19 protein-coding genes are annotated in these 17,476 nt (G+C 65.4%); 13 read left to right on the top strand and 6 right to left on the bottom strand.

From position 1 onward, the window contains the following. The first annotated feature begins 22 nt into the window (after positions 1-22). From aroQ to aat, 7 genes are all read left to right on the top strand, one after another. Positions 23-490 (top strand): type II 3-dehydroquinate dehydratase, encoded by a 468-nt coding sequence (gene aroQ / locus AC0L30_RS19085; RefSeq protein WP_007591609.1) that lies wholly within the window; start codon positions 23-25, stop codon positions 488-490. 37 nt (positions 491-527) lie between these two features. Next, the gene (gene accB / locus AC0L30_RS19090) at positions 528-1,016 is read left to right on the top strand and encodes an acetyl-CoA carboxylase biotin carboxyl carrier protein (protein ID WP_007591611.1); all 489 of its coding nucleotides are present in this window, start codon (positions 528-530) and stop codon (positions 1,014-1,016) included. A gap of 60 nt (positions 1,017-1,076) precedes the next feature. After that, positions 1,077-2,435: an acetyl-CoA carboxylase biotin carboxylase subunit gene (gene accC, locus AC0L30_RS19095; RefSeq protein WP_007591613.1), complete on the top strand. Its 1,359-nt coding sequence runs from the start codon at positions 1,077-1,079 to the stop codon at positions 2,433-2,435. A gap of 105 nt (positions 2,436-2,540) precedes the next feature. Next, positions 2,541-4,058: a sensor histidine kinase gene (locus AC0L30_RS19100; RefSeq protein ID WP_007591615.1), complete on the top strand. Its 1,518-nt coding sequence runs from the start codon at positions 2,541-2,543 to the stop codon at positions 4,056-4,058. Further along, positions 4,055-4,495 carry a response regulator gene (locus AC0L30_RS19105; RefSeq protein WP_007591617.1) on the top strand — a complete coding sequence of 147 codons (441 nt, stop codon included), beginning with the start codon at positions 4,055-4,057 and terminating at the stop codon, positions 4,493-4,495. The genes AC0L30_RS19100 and AC0L30_RS19105 overlap by 4 nt, the downstream gene beginning before the upstream one ends. Further along, positions 4,492-5,607, top strand: a complete 1,116-nt coding sequence (locus tag AC0L30_RS19110) for a sensor histidine kinase (protein ID WP_007591619.1) — start codon at positions 4,492-4,494, stop codon at positions 5,605-5,607. The genes AC0L30_RS19105 and AC0L30_RS19110 overlap by 4 nt, the downstream gene beginning before the upstream one ends. Positions 5,608-5,658: 51 nt before the next feature. Continuing rightward, positions 5,659-6,339: a leucyl/phenylalanyl-tRNA--protein transferase gene (gene aat, locus AC0L30_RS19115; RefSeq protein ID WP_473404968.1), complete on the top strand. Its 681-nt coding sequence runs from the start codon at positions 5,659-5,661 to the stop codon at positions 6,337-6,339. A 34-nt stretch (positions 6,340-6,373) separates the two neighbouring features. On the opposite strand, the gene AC0L30_RS19120 is transcribed toward aat, so the two are convergent. Further along, positions 6,374-7,423, bottom strand: coding sequence for a DUF2155 domain-containing protein (locus tag AC0L30_RS19120; protein WP_473365771.1), 1,050 nt, complete (start codon positions 7,421-7,423; stop codon positions 6,374-6,376). 206 nt (positions 7,424-7,629) lie between these two features. Here AC0L30_RS19120 and AC0L30_RS19125 point away from each other — a divergent pair, with 206 nt between their 5' ends. Both AC0L30_RS19125 and AC0L30_RS19130 read left to right on the top strand, forming a co-directional pair. After that, positions 7,630-8,577 carry an alpha/beta hydrolase gene (locus AC0L30_RS19125; protein ID WP_219682592.1) on the top strand — a complete coding sequence of 316 codons (948 nt, stop codon included), beginning with the start codon at positions 7,630-7,632 and terminating at the stop codon, positions 8,575-8,577. A 12-nt stretch (positions 8,578-8,589) separates the two neighbouring features. After that, positions 8,590-9,606, top strand: coding sequence for a bile acid:sodium symporter family protein (locus AC0L30_RS19130; RefSeq protein ID WP_219682591.1), 1,017 nt, complete (start codon positions 8,590-8,592; stop codon positions 9,604-9,606). A gap of 78 nt (positions 9,607-9,684) precedes the next feature. On the opposite strand, the gene AC0L30_RS19135 is transcribed toward AC0L30_RS19130, so the two are convergent. Together AC0L30_RS19135 and AC0L30_RS19140 are read right to left on the bottom strand one after the other, a co-directional pair. After that, positions 9,685-9,861, bottom strand: a complete 177-nt coding sequence (locus tag AC0L30_RS19135) for a hypothetical protein (protein ID WP_007591624.1) — start codon at positions 9,859-9,861, stop codon at positions 9,685-9,687. A gap of 164 nt (positions 9,862-10,025) precedes the next feature. Beyond that, the gene (locus AC0L30_RS19140; protein ID WP_473404969.1) at positions 10,026-10,967 is read right to left on the bottom strand and encodes a GlxA family transcriptional regulator; all 942 of its coding nucleotides are present in this window, start codon (positions 10,965-10,967) and stop codon (positions 10,026-10,028) included. A gap of 91 nt (positions 10,968-11,058) precedes the next feature. Between AC0L30_RS19140 and AC0L30_RS19145 the strand changes: the two genes are divergently transcribed. Then, positions 11,059-11,745 (top strand): DJ-1/PfpI family protein, encoded by a 687-nt coding sequence (locus AC0L30_RS19145; protein WP_219682589.1) that lies wholly within the window; start codon positions 11,059-11,061, stop codon positions 11,743-11,745. Between the two features lie 493 nt (positions 11,746-12,238). Here the strand turns inward: AC0L30_RS19145 and AC0L30_RS19150 are convergent, their stop codons facing one another. Continuing rightward, on the bottom strand, positions 12,239-12,646 hold the full coding sequence (locus AC0L30_RS19150; RefSeq protein ID WP_007591635.1) for an NADH:ubiquinone oxidoreductase subunit NDUFA12: 408 nt from the start codon (positions 12,644-12,646) through the stop codon (positions 12,239-12,241). A 247-nt stretch (positions 12,647-12,893) separates the two neighbouring features. Here AC0L30_RS19150 and AC0L30_RS19155 point away from each other — a divergent pair, with 247 nt between their 5' ends. The 3 genes from AC0L30_RS19155 to AC0L30_RS19165 all read left to right on the top strand — a co-directional run bounded on the left by AC0L30_RS19155 (position 12,894) and on the right by AC0L30_RS19165 (position 16,482). Further along, positions 12,894-13,571 (top strand): BA14K family protein, encoded by a 678-nt coding sequence (locus tag AC0L30_RS19155; RefSeq protein WP_219682588.1) that lies wholly within the window; start codon positions 12,894-12,896, stop codon positions 13,569-13,571. A 239-nt stretch (positions 13,572-13,810) separates the two neighbouring features. Then, a complete protein-coding gene (locus AC0L30_RS19160; RefSeq protein WP_007591637.1) occupies positions 13,811-14,233 on the top strand; it encodes a response regulator in 423 nt (140 codons plus the stop codon). Beyond that, positions 14,230-16,482: a CHASE3 domain-containing protein gene (locus tag AC0L30_RS19165; RefSeq protein WP_473365773.1), complete on the top strand. Its 2,253-nt coding sequence runs from the start codon at positions 14,230-14,232 to the stop codon at positions 16,480-16,482. The genes AC0L30_RS19160 and AC0L30_RS19165 overlap by 4 nt, the downstream gene beginning before the upstream one ends. Here AC0L30_RS19165 and AC0L30_RS19170 read toward each other — a convergent pair. Further along, a complete protein-coding gene (locus AC0L30_RS19170) occupies positions 16,479-17,189 on the bottom strand; it encodes an arginase family protein (protein WP_473404978.1) in 711 nt (236 codons plus the stop codon). The two genes, AC0L30_RS19165 and AC0L30_RS19170, sit on opposite strands and share 4 nt — an antisense overlap. After that, entirely contained in the window at positions 17,075-17,413 is a 339-nt protein-coding gene (locus AC0L30_RS19175; RefSeq protein WP_473404980.1) for a hypothetical protein, read from the bottom strand. Before AC0L30_RS19175 ends, AC0L30_RS19170 begins: the two co-directional genes overlap by 115 nt. Positions 17,414-17,476: the final 63 nt, after the last annotated feature.

The following is a 17,476-nucleotide window of genomic DNA, read 5'->3' on the forward strand; positions in this document are numbered from 1 at the left end:
AAGCACCTCTTGCGGGATTGGAATGGCCGAACCAGCAACCGACACGATCCTTGTCCTGAACGGGCCGAACCTCAACATGTTGGGGACGCGCGAGCCCGAGAAGTACGGGCATGCGTCGCTGGCCGACGTTGAGGCGCTGTGCCGGGAGACGGCGGCCACGTTCGGCCTCAAGGCCGACTGCCGGCAATCCAACCGCGAAGGCGAGCTGATCGACTTCATCCACGAGGCACACGCCCGCAAGATGAAGGGCATCATCATCAATGCCGGCGGCTATTCGCACACATCGATCGCGCTGCACGACGCGCTCCTCGCGGTGCAGATCCCGACGGTCGAAGTGCACGTCACCAACATTCACGCCCGCGAGAATTTCCGTCATCACTCCTACACCGCGCGCGCGGCCTTCGCCTCGCTCTGCGGTTTCGGCATCGAGGGCTACCGCCTTGCCATTCAGGGCCTTGCCGCCAAGCTCGGCATCAAGCCCAAAGCCTGACGCTCCCCCTTCACACAGAACATTCGGATCAAACAACATGGCGCGCCAGCCAGACGACAAAGCAGCCGCAAAGTTTTCCAGCGAGGATTCCGCCCTCGTCCGCGAGCTCGCCTTGCTGCTCGATGAGACCAGCCTCACCGAAATCGAGATCGAGCGTGCCGGCCTGCGCCTGCGCGTCGCCCGCAACATCAGCGTCGCCGCGACCATGCCGATGCAGATGGCGGCCGCTCCCGCTGCCCTCCCGGCGGCCGCAGCTGCCGCCGCGCCTGCCGCTGCCGACCTGTCGAAGCATCCCGGCGCCGTGACCTCGCCGATGGTCGGCACCGCCTATTGGGCGCCGGAGCCCGGCGCCAAGCCGTTCATCGAGGTCGGCAGCAAGGTCTCGGTCGGCCAGACGCTATTGATCATCGAAGCCATGAAGACCATGAACCAGATCCCCTCGCCGCGCGCCGGCACGGTGACGCAGATCGTGATCGAGGACGGTCAGCCGGTCGAGTACGGCGAGCCGCTCGTGATTATTGAGTGACGGTCGAGGGCGACCTCATCGCCCTCGCCGCTTTCCGCGCGTCAGTCCAATAAGGACACCATGTTCGACAAGATCCTCATAGCCAATCGCGGCGAGATCGCCCTTCGCATCCTCAGGGCCTGCAAGGAGCTCGGGATTGCGACCGTCGCCGTGCACTCCACCGCCGACGCCGATGCCATGCATGTGCGCCTGTCGGACGAGAGCGTGTGCATCGGACCGCCGGCGTCCAAGGACAGCTATCTCAACGTCCCCGCGCTGCTCGCGGCCTGCGAGATCACCGGTGCCGATGCCGTGCATCCCGGCTACGGCTTCCTGTCGGAGAACGCGCGCTTCGCCGAAATCCTCGCCGAGCATAATCTGCATTTCATCGGCCCGAAGGCCGAGCACATCCGCCTGATGGGCGACAAGATCGAGGCCAAGAGGACGGCCAAGAAGCTCGGCATTCCCGTGGTGCCCGGCTCCGACGGAGGGGTCGGCCCCAACGACGACGCGATGGCGATCGCCAGGAAGATCGGCTTCCCCGTGCTGGTCAAGGCCGCGGCAGGCGGCGGCGGTCGCGGCATGAAGGTGGCCGAGAGCGAGGCCGATCTTCAGGTCGCGCTGTCGACGGCGGCCAACGAGGCCAAATCCGCCTTCGGCGATGCCTCTGTCTACCTCGAGAAATATCTGCAGAAGCCGCGTCACATCGAGATTCAGATCCTCGGCGACGGCCGCGGCGGCGCGATCCACCTTGGCGAACGCGACTGCTCGCTGCAGCGACGCCACCAGAAGGTCTGGGAGGAAGGCCCCTCGCCCGTGCTGACCGCGGCTGCACGCGCCAAGATCGGCGAGACCTGCGCCAAGGCGATGCGCGAGATGAAATATCTCGGCGTCGGCACGATTGAATTCCTGTTCGAGGACGGCGAGTTCTACTTCATCGAGATGAACACGCGCATCCAGGTCGAGCATCCCGTCACCGAGAGCATCACCGACATCGACCTCGTGCTGGAGCAAATCCGCATCGCCGCCGGCGGCGACCTGCCGGCGAAGCAGGAAGAGGTCCAGGTCATCGGCCACGCGATCGAGTGCCGCATCAACGCCGAGAATCCGGAGACCTTTCGTCCTTCGCCCGGCCGCATCACGCAATATCACCCGCCCGGCGGGCTCGGTGTGCGGATCGATTCCGCGGTCTATCAGGGCTACACGATCCCGCCTTATTACGACTCGCTGGTCGGCAAGCTGATCGTGCACGGCAAGACCCGCGGCGAGTGCCTGATGCGGCTGCGCCGGGCGCTGGACGAGATGGTGGTCGAGGGCATTGAGACCACCCTGCCGCTGTTCCGCGCTCTGGTGCGCGAAGACGACATCATCAACGGCGACTATCACATCCACTGGCTGGAACAATATCTTGCCGGCAAGGCGGAACCCGCCCCGAAGTAGCCGTCCCTGCCTATGGAACCCTTTGGCCCCAATCGCGTTTGGCACGATGGGGACAGTTCCGAGGGGGCGTTTTGAAGTCCGCAATCCTGATCGAGCGAGACCGTCGTGATCGCTGACGCGCAGCGACGGCGTACATTCTGGCAGATCCTGCTGTTCGCAGCGGGACTGCTGGTGCTGACCGTGATCAGCGCCGGCTCCGTCTACCTCGTCAACAAGGCGAGAGACGACAGCAAATGGGTGATTCACACCATCGAGGCGGAGAACCAGATCAACGCGCTCCTGCTGGAAATCCGCCGCGCCGAGAGCACCGCCCGGGGCTACCTTCTGACACAAGGCGAGGATTTCAAGGTCGACCATGACAAGGCCGTGGCAGCGATCATCCCGGCTCTCGACAGGCTCACGCGCCTGATCGGCGACAATCCGGAGCAACGCCAAAGCATCGAGAAGCTGAGCGCGGCGATCGAGACCAGGCTCGGCCAGTTCGTGCAGGAGATGGATTTCATCCGGAAGGGCGAGCCGGAGAAGGCCGCAGCACTGGTCCGCGAGATCGCCTCCACGGACACCACGGCCGCGATCGCCAATGTCGCGACCGGGATGATCCAGGAAGAAGAACGGCTGTTCCGGCTCCGAACGGTCAATTCGGACCACAGCCAGACCCTGGCCGCGTCGATGACCGGCATCGGCTCCGGCCTCGTCGTGCTGCTGGCCCTGATCTCGATCTGGCTGGTGCGGCGCTCGGCCCTTGCCCGCGACGATGCCGAGGGACGCCTGCGCGATGCCAATGTCAATCTGGAGGCCGTGGTCGACGAACGCACGGGCGATCTGCGCGAAGCCAACAACGAGATCCAGCGCTTTGCCTATATCGTCAGCCACGATCTGCGCTCGCCACTCGTCAACATCATGGGCTTTACCAGCGAGCTCGAAGAGCTCGGCGGCGACATTTTCCGCCGTATCGGCAGCCTCACCCATGTCCCGGCCGACGGGCCGCCGTTGCCGGACGGCGAGATCGCACTCGAAGGTCCGGACAAGCAGCTGTCAGAGGATTTTTCCGAAGCGCTGGGCTTCATCAAGTCGTCGATCGCCAAGATGGACCGCCTGATCTCGGCGATCCTCAATCTCACCCGCGAGGGTCGGCGCGAGTTCCAGCCGCAGAAGATCGACACGCGCGAGCTGATCGAAGCCATCGTGTCGACGCTGGCGCATCAGGCCGCCGAGGCGCAGGCGGACATCCATGTCGCGCCGCTGCCGGATCTCGTCAGCGACCGCCTGGCGCTGGAGCAGATCTTCTCCAATCTGATCGACAACGCCATCAAATATCTCAAGCCCGGCGTCGCCGGCGAGATCAGAATTCGCGGGCGCACCAAGCTCGGCTACGCTATCTTCGAGATCAGCGATAACGGCCGCGGCATCGACCCCAAGGACCACCAGCGGATCTTCGACCTGTTTCGCCGCGCCGGAACCCAGGACAAGCCCGGTCAGGGCATCGGTCTTGCGCATGTGCGTGCACTTGTGCGTCGCCTCGGCGGCACCATGTCGGTATCATCGGAACTGAATACGGGCAGTACCTTCACCATCACGCTGCCCATCACCTGGAACGCCAGCAACCGGAACGCGGATCAATGACCCAACCCGTCAGCATCATCATGATCGAGGACGACGAAGGACACGCGCGGCTGATCGAGCGGAACATCCGTAGGTCCGGCGTCAACAACGAGATCATCTCCTTTGCCAACGGCACGGACGCGATGAAACATCTGTTCGGCCCCGATGGCAGCGGGCTCGTGCAGAAGGGCAATGCGCTCCTGATCCTGCTCGATCTCAACCTCCCCGACATGACCGGGATCGACATTCTGAAGCAGATCAAGGAGAACAAATATCTGAAGGCCTCGCCCGTGGTGGTGCTGACCACCACCGACGATTCCCAGGAAATCAAACGCTGCTACGAGCTCGGCTGCAACGTCTACATCACCAAGCCCGTGAACTACGAGAATTTCGCCAATGCCATCCGGCAGCTCGGCTTGTTCTTCTCGGTCATCCAGGTCCCGCCCGCCGCCTCATGAACCAGCGCATGCCCACATTGCTCTACATCGACGACGACGGGGCGCTTGCGCGCCTGGTCGATCGCGGCCTGACACGGCGCGGCTTCAAGGTCGTTCACGCCGCGAGCGGCGAGGAAGGCCTCGAGCTCATCCGCCGCGCGGGTGCGCAGGACAGCATTGACGGCGGCATCGACGTCGTGGCGCTCGATCAGTACATGCCAGGCCTCGACGGACTGGAGACGCTGGAGCAGATCATGGCGATCCCAGGCGCGCCGCCGGTGGTGTTCGTCACGGCGTCGCAGGATTCCAGCATTGCGGTGACGGCGCTGAAGGCGGGCGCGGCCGATTATCTCGTCAAGGACGTCAAGGGCGACTTCATCCCCCTGCTTCACGTCGCGGCCGAGGGCGCGCTGCGCCAGGCCGAATTGCAGAAGGCGCGCGAGGAAGCCGAAGCCGAGATCCATGCCTCGCGCGACCGCTACGCTGCTCTTGCAGCCGAACGCGAACTGCTGCTGCGCGAGGTCAACCACCGCGTCGGCAACTCGCTGCAGATCATCGCCTCCCTGCTGCACCTGCAGGCCAGCTCCGCCGCGCAGGACGAGGTCAAGGCTGCGTTGACCAATGCGATGGGCCGCGTCGCCGCGGTCGCGCAGGTGCACCGCCGCCTCTACACCTCGCAGGACCTGAAGAGCGTGGTCCTGAACCAATATCTGGACTCGCTGCTCGAGGATCTCAGGCGGTCGGCCGAGGGCAACCGGATGTCGCGCCTGACGCTGAAGGCCGAACCGATCGAGATCGATCCGGACCGTGCGGTCGCCGTCGGCATCATTGTCAACGAGCTGGTGATGAACGCGGTGAAATACGCCTACCCTGACGGCGCCGGCCCGATCCATGTCGAGCTGACCTCGCAGGGCGACGATCTCCTGCTGTCGATCAGCGACGATGGCGTCGGCGACAACGTCAAGGCCGATCCGCGCTCCACCGGCATGGGCCAGCGCATCGTCGCTGCCATGGCCACCAAGCTCGACGCTTCGGTCGAGCGCGACCCCACCCATTCCGGAACCCGAATCATGTTGAGGTTCCGCCGTGTCCCGGCTGCCGCCGACAAGCCGGCTGCTGCCGCAGCGAACTGATCTGCTCCCGCCCATCGCAACCGCATTGCGATCCTGCTATTGTCGCGAGCCATGACTTCGCGCGACTCTGCCCCATCTGAAATCACGCCAGCCGTGCTGCTGCGCGCCTATGCCTGCGGCATCTTTCCGATGGCCGAAAGCGCCGATGATCCGACCCTGTTCTGGGTCGAGCCCGAGTTGCGCGGCGTCATCCCACTCGACGGATTTCGCGTGGCCTCGCGGCTCGCGCGCACCCTGCGTTCGGATTCATTTCGTGTGACCGTCAATACCGCCTTCAAGGCCACGATCGCCGGCTGCGCCGCGCCGCAGGCCGGGCGGGAGGACACCTGGATCAACAAGCGCATCCGCGACCTCTATGGCGGGCTGTACGAGCTCGGCCATTGCCACAGCGTCGAGGCCTGGCAGGGCGAAGACCTCGTCGGCGGGCTCTACGGCGTCAGCCTGGGCCGGGCTTTTTTCGGCGAGAGCATGTTCCACACCGCGCGCGATGCCTCCAAGGTCGCGCTGGTGCATCTGGTCGCGCGGCTCATCCATGGCGGCTTCGAGCTGCTCGACACCCAGTACGTCACCGAGCACCTGAAGAGTTTCGGCGCGGCCGAGATTTCGCGGCGGCGCTACACCGCGCTGCTCGACAAGGCGCTCGCGGGCGAGCCCGGCGATTTCCTGAGGCTCTCCGCCGGTGAAGCGATCCCGGGTGCACGCGCGCTCGAGATCATCGCCGCGCGGCAATAATCAGCAATTGCCTGCCAAACCCGGGGCGATTGGCCTAGCGGCCAAACCCGGGGATACCGAACAGACCCGGCCGCTGCTCGGGCGGCGGAGGTGGCGGCGGCGGCGGTGCCGGCTGCTGCTGCTGGATCGGCGGCAATTGCTGCGGCGGACGCTGCTGCACCTGCTTGGGCGCGGCCTTCTTCTGCGCGGGCGGCGGCGGTGCTGCCGGCTTGGTGCCGGGATCCGGTGCCGCGGTCGCAATCGTTTGCTGCGGCTCTTTGCAGTCGGTGAGCCAGATATCGTAGATCGGGTGCTCGACGCCGTGCAGGCCCGGACTTGCCGCGTACATCCAGCCCGAAAAGATGCGCTTCACCTCACCCTGCAAGGTGATCTCGTCAACCTCGACGAAGGCGTCGGTGTTGGCGGCCTCGGTCGCCGGCCGCGTGTAGCAGGCGTCGGTTTTGACGCGCAGCGCACCGAACTGCACCGTCTCGCCAATCTCCTCGTCGAAATTGATGATGCGCCCGGTGATCTTGTCGAGGCCGGAGAAGGTCGCTTTCTTGTTCACGATCTTCTGGGCCGGCGGCTCGGTGACGACCTCGTCGCCCGGCTGAAGGCTCGCCGGCGTCTGCGGGACGGCGCCGCCCGGCCCGCCCTTCTGCTGGGGCTGGCGTTGACCGGGCGCACCCGGGGCGCCTTGCGGATTGGTCGGAGCGACCGCGACGGGCGGCGGCTGGTTTGGCGGAGCGGCGCTAGAACCGGGCGGCGGCGCCAGAGGCTGGGTCTCGACAGGCCCCGGCATCACATTGCCCTGCCGACCCGGCGGCGGCGCCATCGGACGCGATGGCAGCACACGGCCCTGCGGCGGCAGCTCCGGCACCTCTTCGTCGTCATCGGGAATCTGCGGCTGCGGCTGGGGCTGGCCACGCGGAATGTTACCGGGCGGCCGCAGCGGCGGCGGATCGGAGAAGATCGTGCCGATCTGCGCCTGCGCCGGCGTCGCAGCCGTCAGTGCGGTGGCGGCCAGAAGCGCCGCAAGACCTGTCAGAGTAAATGTTCGAAACATCTCGCGCGGCTTCAACAGCGAATCGGGCTTGCTGGACATTCTACAGGGGATACCGCCGCTCGCAGGCCATCCGGTTAACACGGCGAATACGGCGGGGGAAGGGCGGCACCCCTGCCCTTGCCGGCCCGGTCTGGCCAGATCGGCCCCCGGATGGGATAGTCGAGCACTCCTCCCAGGGGTCAGGCGGGCATCGCCCCCGAAAACGACGTCCAACGAACAATCAGAAACCCGCAAGGTCGCTTCCCATGCCCGTTGTGCTCGATCCCGATGCCGCCGCCGTCTACAAGGCCTTCCAGGAGGCCGGCCGGCCCGCCTACGAGAGCCTGACCGCGCCGGAAGCGCGGGCCTATTACGCGCAGGCGCGCTTTGCGACCAATCCCGAGCCACCGGACCTCGCACGCATCACGCCGCTGTCGATCCCGGCACCGCACGGCGCCATTCCCGCACGCCTCTATGTTCCGAAAGAGCCGCGCCGGCATGATGGCTTGTCCCCAGCGCTGGTGTTCTTCCACGGCGGCGGCTGGGTGATCGGCGATCTCGACTCCCATGACGTCGTCTGCCGCCAGCTCGCCGACGCCGGCGCGCTGATCGTGATCTCGGTGGACTACCGCCTCGCGCCCGAGCACAAATTTCCCGCCGCCATCGATGACGCGATCGCCGCGACCAAATGGGTCGCCGCCAACGCGCGCGAACTCGGCATCGACGCCTCCCGGCTTTCGATCGGTGGCGACAGCGCCGGCGGCAATCTCGCCGCAGTCGTCGCGCTCGCCGCGCGCGATGGCAACGGTCCCGCCATCGCGGGCCAGTTGCTGATCTACCCGGCGACCGATTTCGCGATGACGCACGGCTCCCACAGCGAGCCCGAGACCAGCGTGCTGCTGACGCATTCGGTGATCCGCTGGTTCCGCGACCATTATCTCAACGGCGCCGCCGATATCCACGACTGGCGCGCCTCGCCGGCACGGGCGACGAACCTGGCCGGCCTGCCGCCGGCCTATGTGCTCACCGCCGGTGCCGATCCCCTGCGCGACGAAGGCAACGAATATGCCGAGCGGCTGAGGCAAGCGGGCGTGCCCGTGGCTACCAAGTATTATCCCGGCCAGTTCCACGGCTTCTTCACCATGGGAAAATTGCTGCGAGAGGCCAATGTCGCCGTGAGCGAGATCGGCACGTGGCTGAAAGGATTGGGCTGAGACGCCGCTCCCATGCCGCCCGTTCTTCAAAGCATATTCGCCCTCCCCCTGCGCGGGCTGACATGGCTTGGCGGCCAGGGCACCCGCGCGGTGGCGGCCGTCGTGTTCATTGCGCTCGCGGTGCCGCCGCTCGGGGCGTTGCTGCGCCCCTTCGTCACCGAGGCGATCTTCGTTCTGCTCTGCATCTCCTTCATGCGGGTCGATCTCGCCGCACTCTACAGTCATCTGCGTCGGCCGGCGCTGGTCGCGACCGCGAGCGCCTGGACCATGATCGGCGTGCCTGTGATCGTCGGATTGATCGTCCATGTCACCGGGCTCACGGCGCGCGCGCCCGACCTTGCCCTGGCATTGATGCTGCAGAGCATGGCCTCGCCGATGATGGCCGCGCCGGCGCTGGCCGCGCTGATGGGCCTCGACGCCACGCTGGTGCTGGTCACGCTGGTGAGCGCGACCGCGCTGGTGCCGTTCACGGCATCGCTGTTCGCAAGCCTGTTCCTCGACGGCATGCTCAGCATCTCGCCGCCTGCGCTGGGCTTGAAGCTGCTCGGCATCCTCGCAGCATCGCTGCTCGCGGCGACCGTGATCCGGCAGGTCTTCGGCGCGGCCGCGATCCAGCGTCACAGGCAGCCGATCGACGGCTTCAACATCGTCATCCTGCTGGTCTTCGCGACCGCGATCATGGGCGACGTCGCGAGCGATCTCGTCGCCCGGCCGGTCTCCACCATCGGCTTCGCCGCGCTCGCCTTCGCGATTTATTTCACGCTGCTCGCCGTCACCACGCTGCTGTTCCGCCGCATCGGCTACGAGCGCGCGCTGGCGCTCGGGCTGATGGTGTCACAGCGCAATCTGGGCCTGATGCTCGCCGCGACCGCCGGCGCGCTGCCGCCCACCACCTGGCTCTATTTCGCGATGACGCAGTTTCCCATTCACCTGGCGCCCTACATGCTGATGCCGATCGCGCGGCGCTTGACGGCGCGCGCACAGGCCTCGGGCGCCGCGGCAACCGGCGGCAAGGCCGCATCGGGCTGAATCAACACGCAAGTCTTGCCAACACGCAAGTCATGCCCGCTCTGCCGTCGCGAACCGCTGGTGACCAGGCGAATGTCGTCACGCAGGACGCCAATGTCCCTTGTGAATGTCGAACTTCACGGCGCCTTCGTCACGCATCTTCAACAGGAGCGATTGACAGTCGTCCTGGTTCTTGATGTTCACGCGCTTCATGACTTCGAAAGTCTTCAGGGGCTTTTCGCGAAGGGCAATCAGAATCTTTTCTCGATCAGTCATTGGAGTTCCTTGCATCGGTATCGGCGACGGTACGTGTTGTAGACATCGTCTACAACGGGTGCATTCGCTTGACGAGGTCCGTTCCGGGCCAAAAGGCGGAATGCCGCGCAATATGCAAGTCTGCTCACCCGCTAGAGCGGGCTCTCCAACTCGATCAATTCTCCCTACCCGGCCCTTGCCGCGCGCCGCAGCGCTTGCGGCGGCTGACCGAAGGCGCGGATAAAGGCACGACGCATGCGCTCGGGATCGCGGAAGCCGGTCGCCTCCGCGACGAGCTCGATCGCCTCGCGCGAGGACTGCACGCGCTCGCGCGCGACCTCGATGCGCAAGCGCTCGATGGCCTTCGAGGGCGTCGTGCCGGTCTCGGCGGCAAAGGCGCGGGCAAAATGCCGCGCGCTCATGCCGGCGCGGTCGGCGAGATCTTCCACCGTCAAGCGGGCGTCGAGGTTCTCGCGCGCCCAGGACAGCAGCGCACCGAAGCGGCCGTTCGGCGTCTTCAGTTCCAGAAGTGACGAGAACTGCGACTGGCCGCCGCTGCGGCGGTGGTAGAGCACGAGCTGCCGCGCGACCTGTTGCGCGATCTCTTCGCCATCGTCCTCGGTCACCATCGCGAGTGCGAGGTCGATGCCGGCGGTGATGCCTGCCGACGTCCACACATTGCCATCGCGCGTGAAAATCTGGTCCGGCTCGAACTTCACCTTGGGATAGCGCGCGACGAAATCCCGCGTGCGTCCCCAATGCGTGGTGGCGCGACGGCCGTCGAGCAGACCCGCTTCGGCCAGCACATAGGCGCCCGAGCAGACGCTGGCGACCCGCACGCCGCGCCGCGCCAGCCGCTGCACGAAGGCACGCGTGACCTCGCAGCGCGCGGCATCCGTCACCCCCGCGCCTCCCGCCACGACCAGCGTCGTGATCGCATTCGCCGACTTGAAATCGCGCGCCATCATCTCCACGCCGGACGAGCTGCGCACGGGCCCCGCGTTCACCGCCAGCACCCGGATTCCGGTCGTCGTCTTGCCCGTGCAGCGCGCCGCGATCTCGAACACCGAGATCGGGCCGGCCGCATCGAGCAACTGGAAGTCCGGGAAGATCAGGATGCCGATCATGGTCATGTCCGAAAGCGAGGGAAATACGCCATTTTGGATGGAAGGGCATCATGAGAGGCTGCTTCCGTCAAGCTCATAATTGGAGGCTCGCATGTCGTCCCCGCTCCAGATCGGTCTCTTGGTGTTTCCGCGCGTCACCCAGCTCGACTTCACCGGCCCGTTGCAGGTGTTCTCGTCTCTGCCGGGCGCGAAGCTGCATCTGATCTGGAAACGGATCGAGCCGGTGCCGAGCGATACCGTGCTGACGCTGACACCGACCATGACGTTCGCCGGTTGCCCGCAGCTCGATGTGATCTGCGTGCCCGGCGGCCGCGGCACCGACGATCTGCTCAATGACGAGGAGGTGCTCAATTTCCTGCGCAGGCAGGCCGAAGGCGCCAAGTATGTCACCTCAGTCTGCACGGGATCGCTGGCGCTCGGCGCTGCCGGCCTCCTGAAGGGCTACCGCGCCGCCACGCATTGGAGCGCGATGGAGATGCTGGGCCAGTTCGGCGCGACGCCGACCAAGACGCGCGTCTGCATCGACCGCAATCGCGTTACGGGCGGCGGTGTCACCGCCGGAATCGATTTCGCGCTGACGCTGGTGTCGATCCTGGTCGACCGCACGACGGCGGAAGCGATCCAACTCGGGATCGAATACAATCCGGCGCCTCCGTTCAATTCCGGTTCGCCGGATACTGCGTCAGCCGACGTGCTGGAGCAGGTCAAGCAACGGATCGCGCCGAACCAGGTCCGCCGTCTCGAAGCCGTCCAACGGGCGGCGGAACGGGTGATGTAGTTGCTCGCGTGTCCCGGACGCGGCGCGGCACGCAGTGACGCTCCGCAGAGCCGGGACCCAGGAAGCCACGCGGGTGCTGATGCATGGGCCCCGGCTCTGCAGCGCATCGCTGGAGAAGCGCTGCGCTGCGTCCGGGGCACGAGACATCCACAAGCCCCAACAGAAAAAGGCCGCCCGGTTTCCCGAGCGGCCTTTCCTGTCTTACGGCGGCTGCACATTTCATCGGGCGATTTCGGAGCTTCCAGACCGGGGGCCTATCTCCCGATCGAGTCCTGGTCGGCGGCCGCTGCATTTCGGGACAGTCGCGAACTGTTGCCCGAACCGAACGCGATGGTCTCCCATCTCCGTAAGATGCGATCATTGAGCCGCATCGCTCGCGTGGCTGCAATCAGCGCGCGGGACTCATCCCCGCTGTTCCCGTTGTCCACAGCAAAGCGAGGCGGATGCGGGCGCATCCACTTCCACGACAAGAATTGAGACCGGGATCAGACGCCTAGCTGGGCGTCCAGGGCTGATAGTCGCCGGTCGCCTTCGGCCGCTTGCCGCTGGCGAGCGTCGAGCCCGAGGGACGATAGGCGTTCGCCGTGCCGGTGAGGTTGGGCTGGTGCGGCTTTTCCCACTCGCGCGGCTGGTAATTGTCCTGTGTCGGCGGCACGTCGACGGTGTGATGCATCCAGCCGTGCCAGGACGGCGGGATACGGCTGGCCTCGGCATAGCCGTTATAGACCACCCAGCGCCGCTCGAAGCCGAGCGTCGGGTCGATCACCCCGCCACGGGTGCGATAATAGAGGTTGCCCTGCTCGTCCTGGCCGACCAGCTCGCCGTAGCGCTTGGTCCAGAGTTGGGTGCCAAACGTCTGGCCATTCCACCAGGTGAAAAACTTGAGGAAGAACTGTTTCATGCGGCAAGGGCCCTGCTTCGTCGGGTCCTGATGCCATCCGGACGGCGAAATGTCCAGTTCGGCGCGGGCGGCGGTGCCCCGCTGTAGATGCGGTCTACCGGCACGGAACGCTGCCGCAAATCGGACGCGATCCGTTCATGCCGGATACAGCGTCGCCATGAAAACTTTTCGTCGCACGCAAACCCCCGTGATCCCAGGAACTCCGGCCCTTTCATGGGGTTTGCTTCCGGGAAAAGGAGTTTTGATCATGAAAAGTCTGAAAGTCTTGAGCGCGGCTGCGGCAGTGGCGCTGGTTCTCCCGTTGGCGACGCCGAGCTTTGCCCAAAGTCGGGCCGCAGCGGTTGGAGGCGGAGCACACTTTGGCGGCGGCGGCGGAGGTGGCGGTGCCCACTTCGGCGGCGGCGGCGCTCACTTCGGTGGTGGCGGGGCTCACTTTGGTGGTGGCGGCGCCCGCATGGGCGGCGGCAATTTCGGCGGCGCGCGGATCGGCGGCGGCGGTGGCAATTTCGCCGCCGGCGCAGCGGTACGTCCCGGCGGTGGCAGCTTCGTAGGCGGCATGGCTAGCCGACAGGCCTTCTCGCCGTCCTACAGCGGGACACGCAGCGTCGCGACTGCGGGCAACTGGCAGGGCGGTAGCGGCAATTGGAGTGGTCGTCACTGGCATCACCGTCACGGCGGCGGCTTCTGGCCCGGCTTCGCAACGGGTGCTGCGATCGGCGGACTCGGCTCCTACGCCTATTACGGCGGCGGGTATTATGACGATCCCTACTACTATGGCGACAGCTACTATGACGAACCGTCAGTGGCAGTCGTGCCCGATAGCGGTGGCGATTCCGCGGGCTACTGCGCGCAGCGCTACAAGTCCTACGATCCGGCGTCGGGCACCTATCTCGGCTATGACGGCCAGCGTCATCCCTGCCCGTAACACGACCTGCAGCACTTGAAGAAGAAGGCGTCGCAGCGATGCGGCGCTTTTTTCATTCAGGCACGTCACCTGTGTCGCTCGCCTCGTATTCGTCATCGGCGATGCCGCGCACAATCGATGCGAGTGGACCTCTATTCACCGCACCGTGCATATCCACCCTTATCCAATCCCAAATTGACCCGACGCGCGATTCACCTGTATCAACTTGGCTGTGGGGACTTCGATGACTGGGAAGTGTCATGCCGCGCATTCTCGTGGTTGATGACGATCCGATGGTCGGCGCGACCATCGAGGTCCTCCTCCAACGTCAGGGCTTCGACGTCACGTTGACTGACGGCGGAGAAACGGGTTTGGCTGCGCTCGAAACTCAGAATTTCGACGTGATGCTGGTCGACATCTTCATGCCGCACATGCGCGGCTTCGAGTCCATTCGCATCTTTCACGAGCGCGCGCCGGCGGTTCCGCTGATCGCGATGTCCGGCTACGCCTTCGCGTCGTCCGCCTCGCCCTCTCCCGACTTCCTCCGGATGGCGCTGGAGCTCGGCGCGACCCGCTGCCTGCGCAAGCCGTTCACGCCGGACGCGCTGCTGACCACGATCCGGGAATGCATCGCCGAGCCGGGCGATGGCTCACAGCCGAAGGACAAGAAAGAAGCCCCTTGATCCCAACGCAGCGCGTCATTCTCGGTGCTGGACTTGCCATCCTCCTGATCATCACCGCAGCCTCGATCGGCCTCGACGTCAAGTCACGGTCCGATGCGGCCTGGGTCAATCATACAGTCGAGGTGCTGAAGAAGATCTCCGACCTGCGCGTGCTGATGCGCAGTGCCGAGAGCGCCGCACGCGGCTACGAGATCTATCGCAACTCGAGCTTCAGCGAAGAATTCCAGGCGGTGCACGCCCGGATCGCACCGGCACTCGCCGATCTCAAGCGCAGCGTGCGCGACACTCCCGAACATGTCGCGCTGCTCGAGGGCACCGAGCCGCTGGCGCTGCGCCGGATTGAGATCGCCGCCGAAGTGATGCGCCTGCGCGCCGGAAACGATCAGGCCGGGATTGCCGCGGTCCAGGGCAAGGGCGAGGGCCGTGGCCTCATGGACACGGTGATGGGCAATTTCGATCATTTGAGCGCAGAGGAAGAACGACTGCTCGCGGCGCGCTCCCAGGATTCGCGCCGCACCGGCATCGTGCTGCTCGGCATCGACGTCGCCGGCGCGCTGGTGATCCTGCTGCTGGTCGTGATGATGATGCGTGAGAGCCGGCGCACCGAGGGCGCACTCAAGAGCACGCTATTGGAGACTACGGCCGCCAAGCAGCAGCTCGAGGCCGCAGTGGCCGAGCGCACCGAGCATCTGGTCACCGCGCATGACGAGCTGCGCTTGTCGGTCAACGTACTCCAGAGCACGTTTCACAGCATGGCGGAGGCGGTGCTGGTCATCGATGCCGAAGGCAATGTCCTTCTGTCCAATCCCGCCGCGGAGCGCATGCTGCTGCACCGGACCGGCATGAACCTGCGCAATCTGCGCGCGCTGTCCAGCGTGTTTCACGGCGACGGCGTCACCCCGCTCAAGCCCGACGAGCTGCCGTCGGCACGCGTGCTGCGCGGCGAGCCGTTCGAGAATATGGAGATGATCGTCCGCCCGCACAGCGGCAATCCTTCCCGCCATCTCATGATCAGCGGCCGGCCGATGCTGGACGGGCAAGGCAACGTCTCCGGCGCGGTGCTGGTTTATCACGACGCGACCACGTCGCGCGAGACCGAGCGGCAATTGTACCAGTCACAGAAGCTGGATGCGATCGGCAAGCTCACCGGCGGCGTCGCGCACGACTTCAACAACATGCTGACCGTGATCTCCGGCAATACCGAGACGCTGGTGGCAAGCCTGAAGCAGCAGCCCGAGCTCCAGCGCGTGGCGCGCCTGATCGACGAGGCCGCCGAACGCTGCGCCGAGCTGATCCAGCATCTGCTCGCCTTTGCGCGCAGGCAGCCGCTGCAGCCGCGCAACGTCGAGATCAACGGCGCGGTCGCGGATATCGCGAAACTGCTGCGCCCCACTCTCGGCGAGCAGATCGAGATCGAGACCGTGCTCGAACAGGGGCAGATGACCGCGCACATCGATCCGTCCCGCCTCACCAATGCTCTGCTCAACATGGCAATCAACGCCCGCGACGCCATGCCGAACGGCGGCAAGCTGCTACTCGAGGCCCACCGCGTCGTGCTCGACCAGGCCTATGCGCAAAACAATCCCGACGTGCGGCCCGGCCCTTACGTGATGCTCGCCGTCAGCGACACCGGCACCGGCATGCCGGCCGAGGTGCAGCAGCAGGCGTTCGAGCCGTTCTTCACCACCAAGGAGGTCGGCAAGGGAAGCGGCCTCGGCCTCTCCATGGTCTACGGCTTCGTCAAGCAGTCCGGCGGCCACATCAAGATCTACAGCGAGGAAGGCCACGGCACCACGATCAAGCTCTATCTGCCGCCGGGCGAAGGCATGGCCGAGGTTGCCCCCACCACGACTCCGCAGGCGGAAGGCGGCGCCGAGACCATTTTCGTGGTCGAGGATGATCCGCTGGTGCGCAACTTCGTCACCGTGCAGCTCCAGAGCCTCGGCTACCGGACCGTCGCCGCGCCCGACAGCAAGGCCGCGCTGGAATTGATCCAGGCCGGCCAGCCGTTCGACCTGCTGTTCACCGACGTCGTCATCCCCGGCGGCATGAGCGGGCGCGCGCTCGCGGACAAGGTGGCGACGATCCGCCCCGGCGTGAAGGTGCTCTACACCTCCGGCTACACCGACAACGCCATCGTCCACCATGGCAAGCTCGACGACGGCGTCATGCTCCTGACAAAACCCTACCGCCGCAACCAGCTCGCCGAGATGATCCGGAAGGCGCTCGGAAACATGCCGGTCGGCTAGCGCTTCTGCTTGGCGACACATCCAATGGCGTTGCAGATGATCCGCGCTGCGCAGATCGCCCCAATATTCTGCAGATCACGCTCCGGCACCAATTCGACCAGATCGAGACCGACAATTCTGGCCTTCGAGGCGACGCCCGCGATCAGGTCTATGACGTCGAAATAGGACAGGCCGCCAGGCTGCGGCAGAAGCACACCCGGAATGACGGACGGATCCAGGCCGTCGCAGTCGATCGTGATCAGGCAATTCGCGTTTTCCTCGATGGCACTCAGGACGACATGAACGCCCCGGCTTTTGACCTCTCGTGCTGTAAAAATCCTGGAGCCCCAATTCCGCGCGCAACTGAGCTCCTGCGAGCCCGAGCCGCCGATACCCCGTAAACCAACCTGCACAATGCGTTCGACCCAAGGCAACTCGCTGGCGCGCCGCATCGTACTGGAAAAAGTATGTGCTGAGCCGTCGCGCCGGTCCTTCCAATCCAGATGCGCGTCGATCTGCAGGATGGTCAGCTTGCCCATGTCTTCGAACGCCCCGAAGAACGGTATGGGCACTGAATCATCTCCGCCCAGCAGCATGGGTACCGCGCCGGACCTCAGGATCTTTTTGGTGGCCGTCCTGATTGCATTCCGGTTTTGCTCGGGGGCATCGGGTGACGTGGCAAGATCGCCGCCATCAACGACCCGGATTTGCTCCGGGTCGAGCAGGATTCCGCCTGGTCGAAATCCCACCTGGCAAGGTCGGTCTGGTAAACGCGCAACGCATTGCGAATGGCCGCTGGGCCGTTCGCGGCATGGCTCGTCCTGCCCTTCAAATGCGGCGTGGCATCCGCAGCTCCGAAGATGACAATGTCGGCTTCGCCAAGAGTCAGCGGAACAGGCAGAGCAAGGTCGCACGCCGCGACGCCGAGGAATGTATTGCGCTCGCTCGCCATAACCGTCTCGATAGGGGCACTCAGTCCGGGCGACAGAGCTAATCCGCAACGCTTGGACCAGTT

It is taken from the genome of Bradyrhizobium sp. MI1.11, assembly GCF_055811255.1.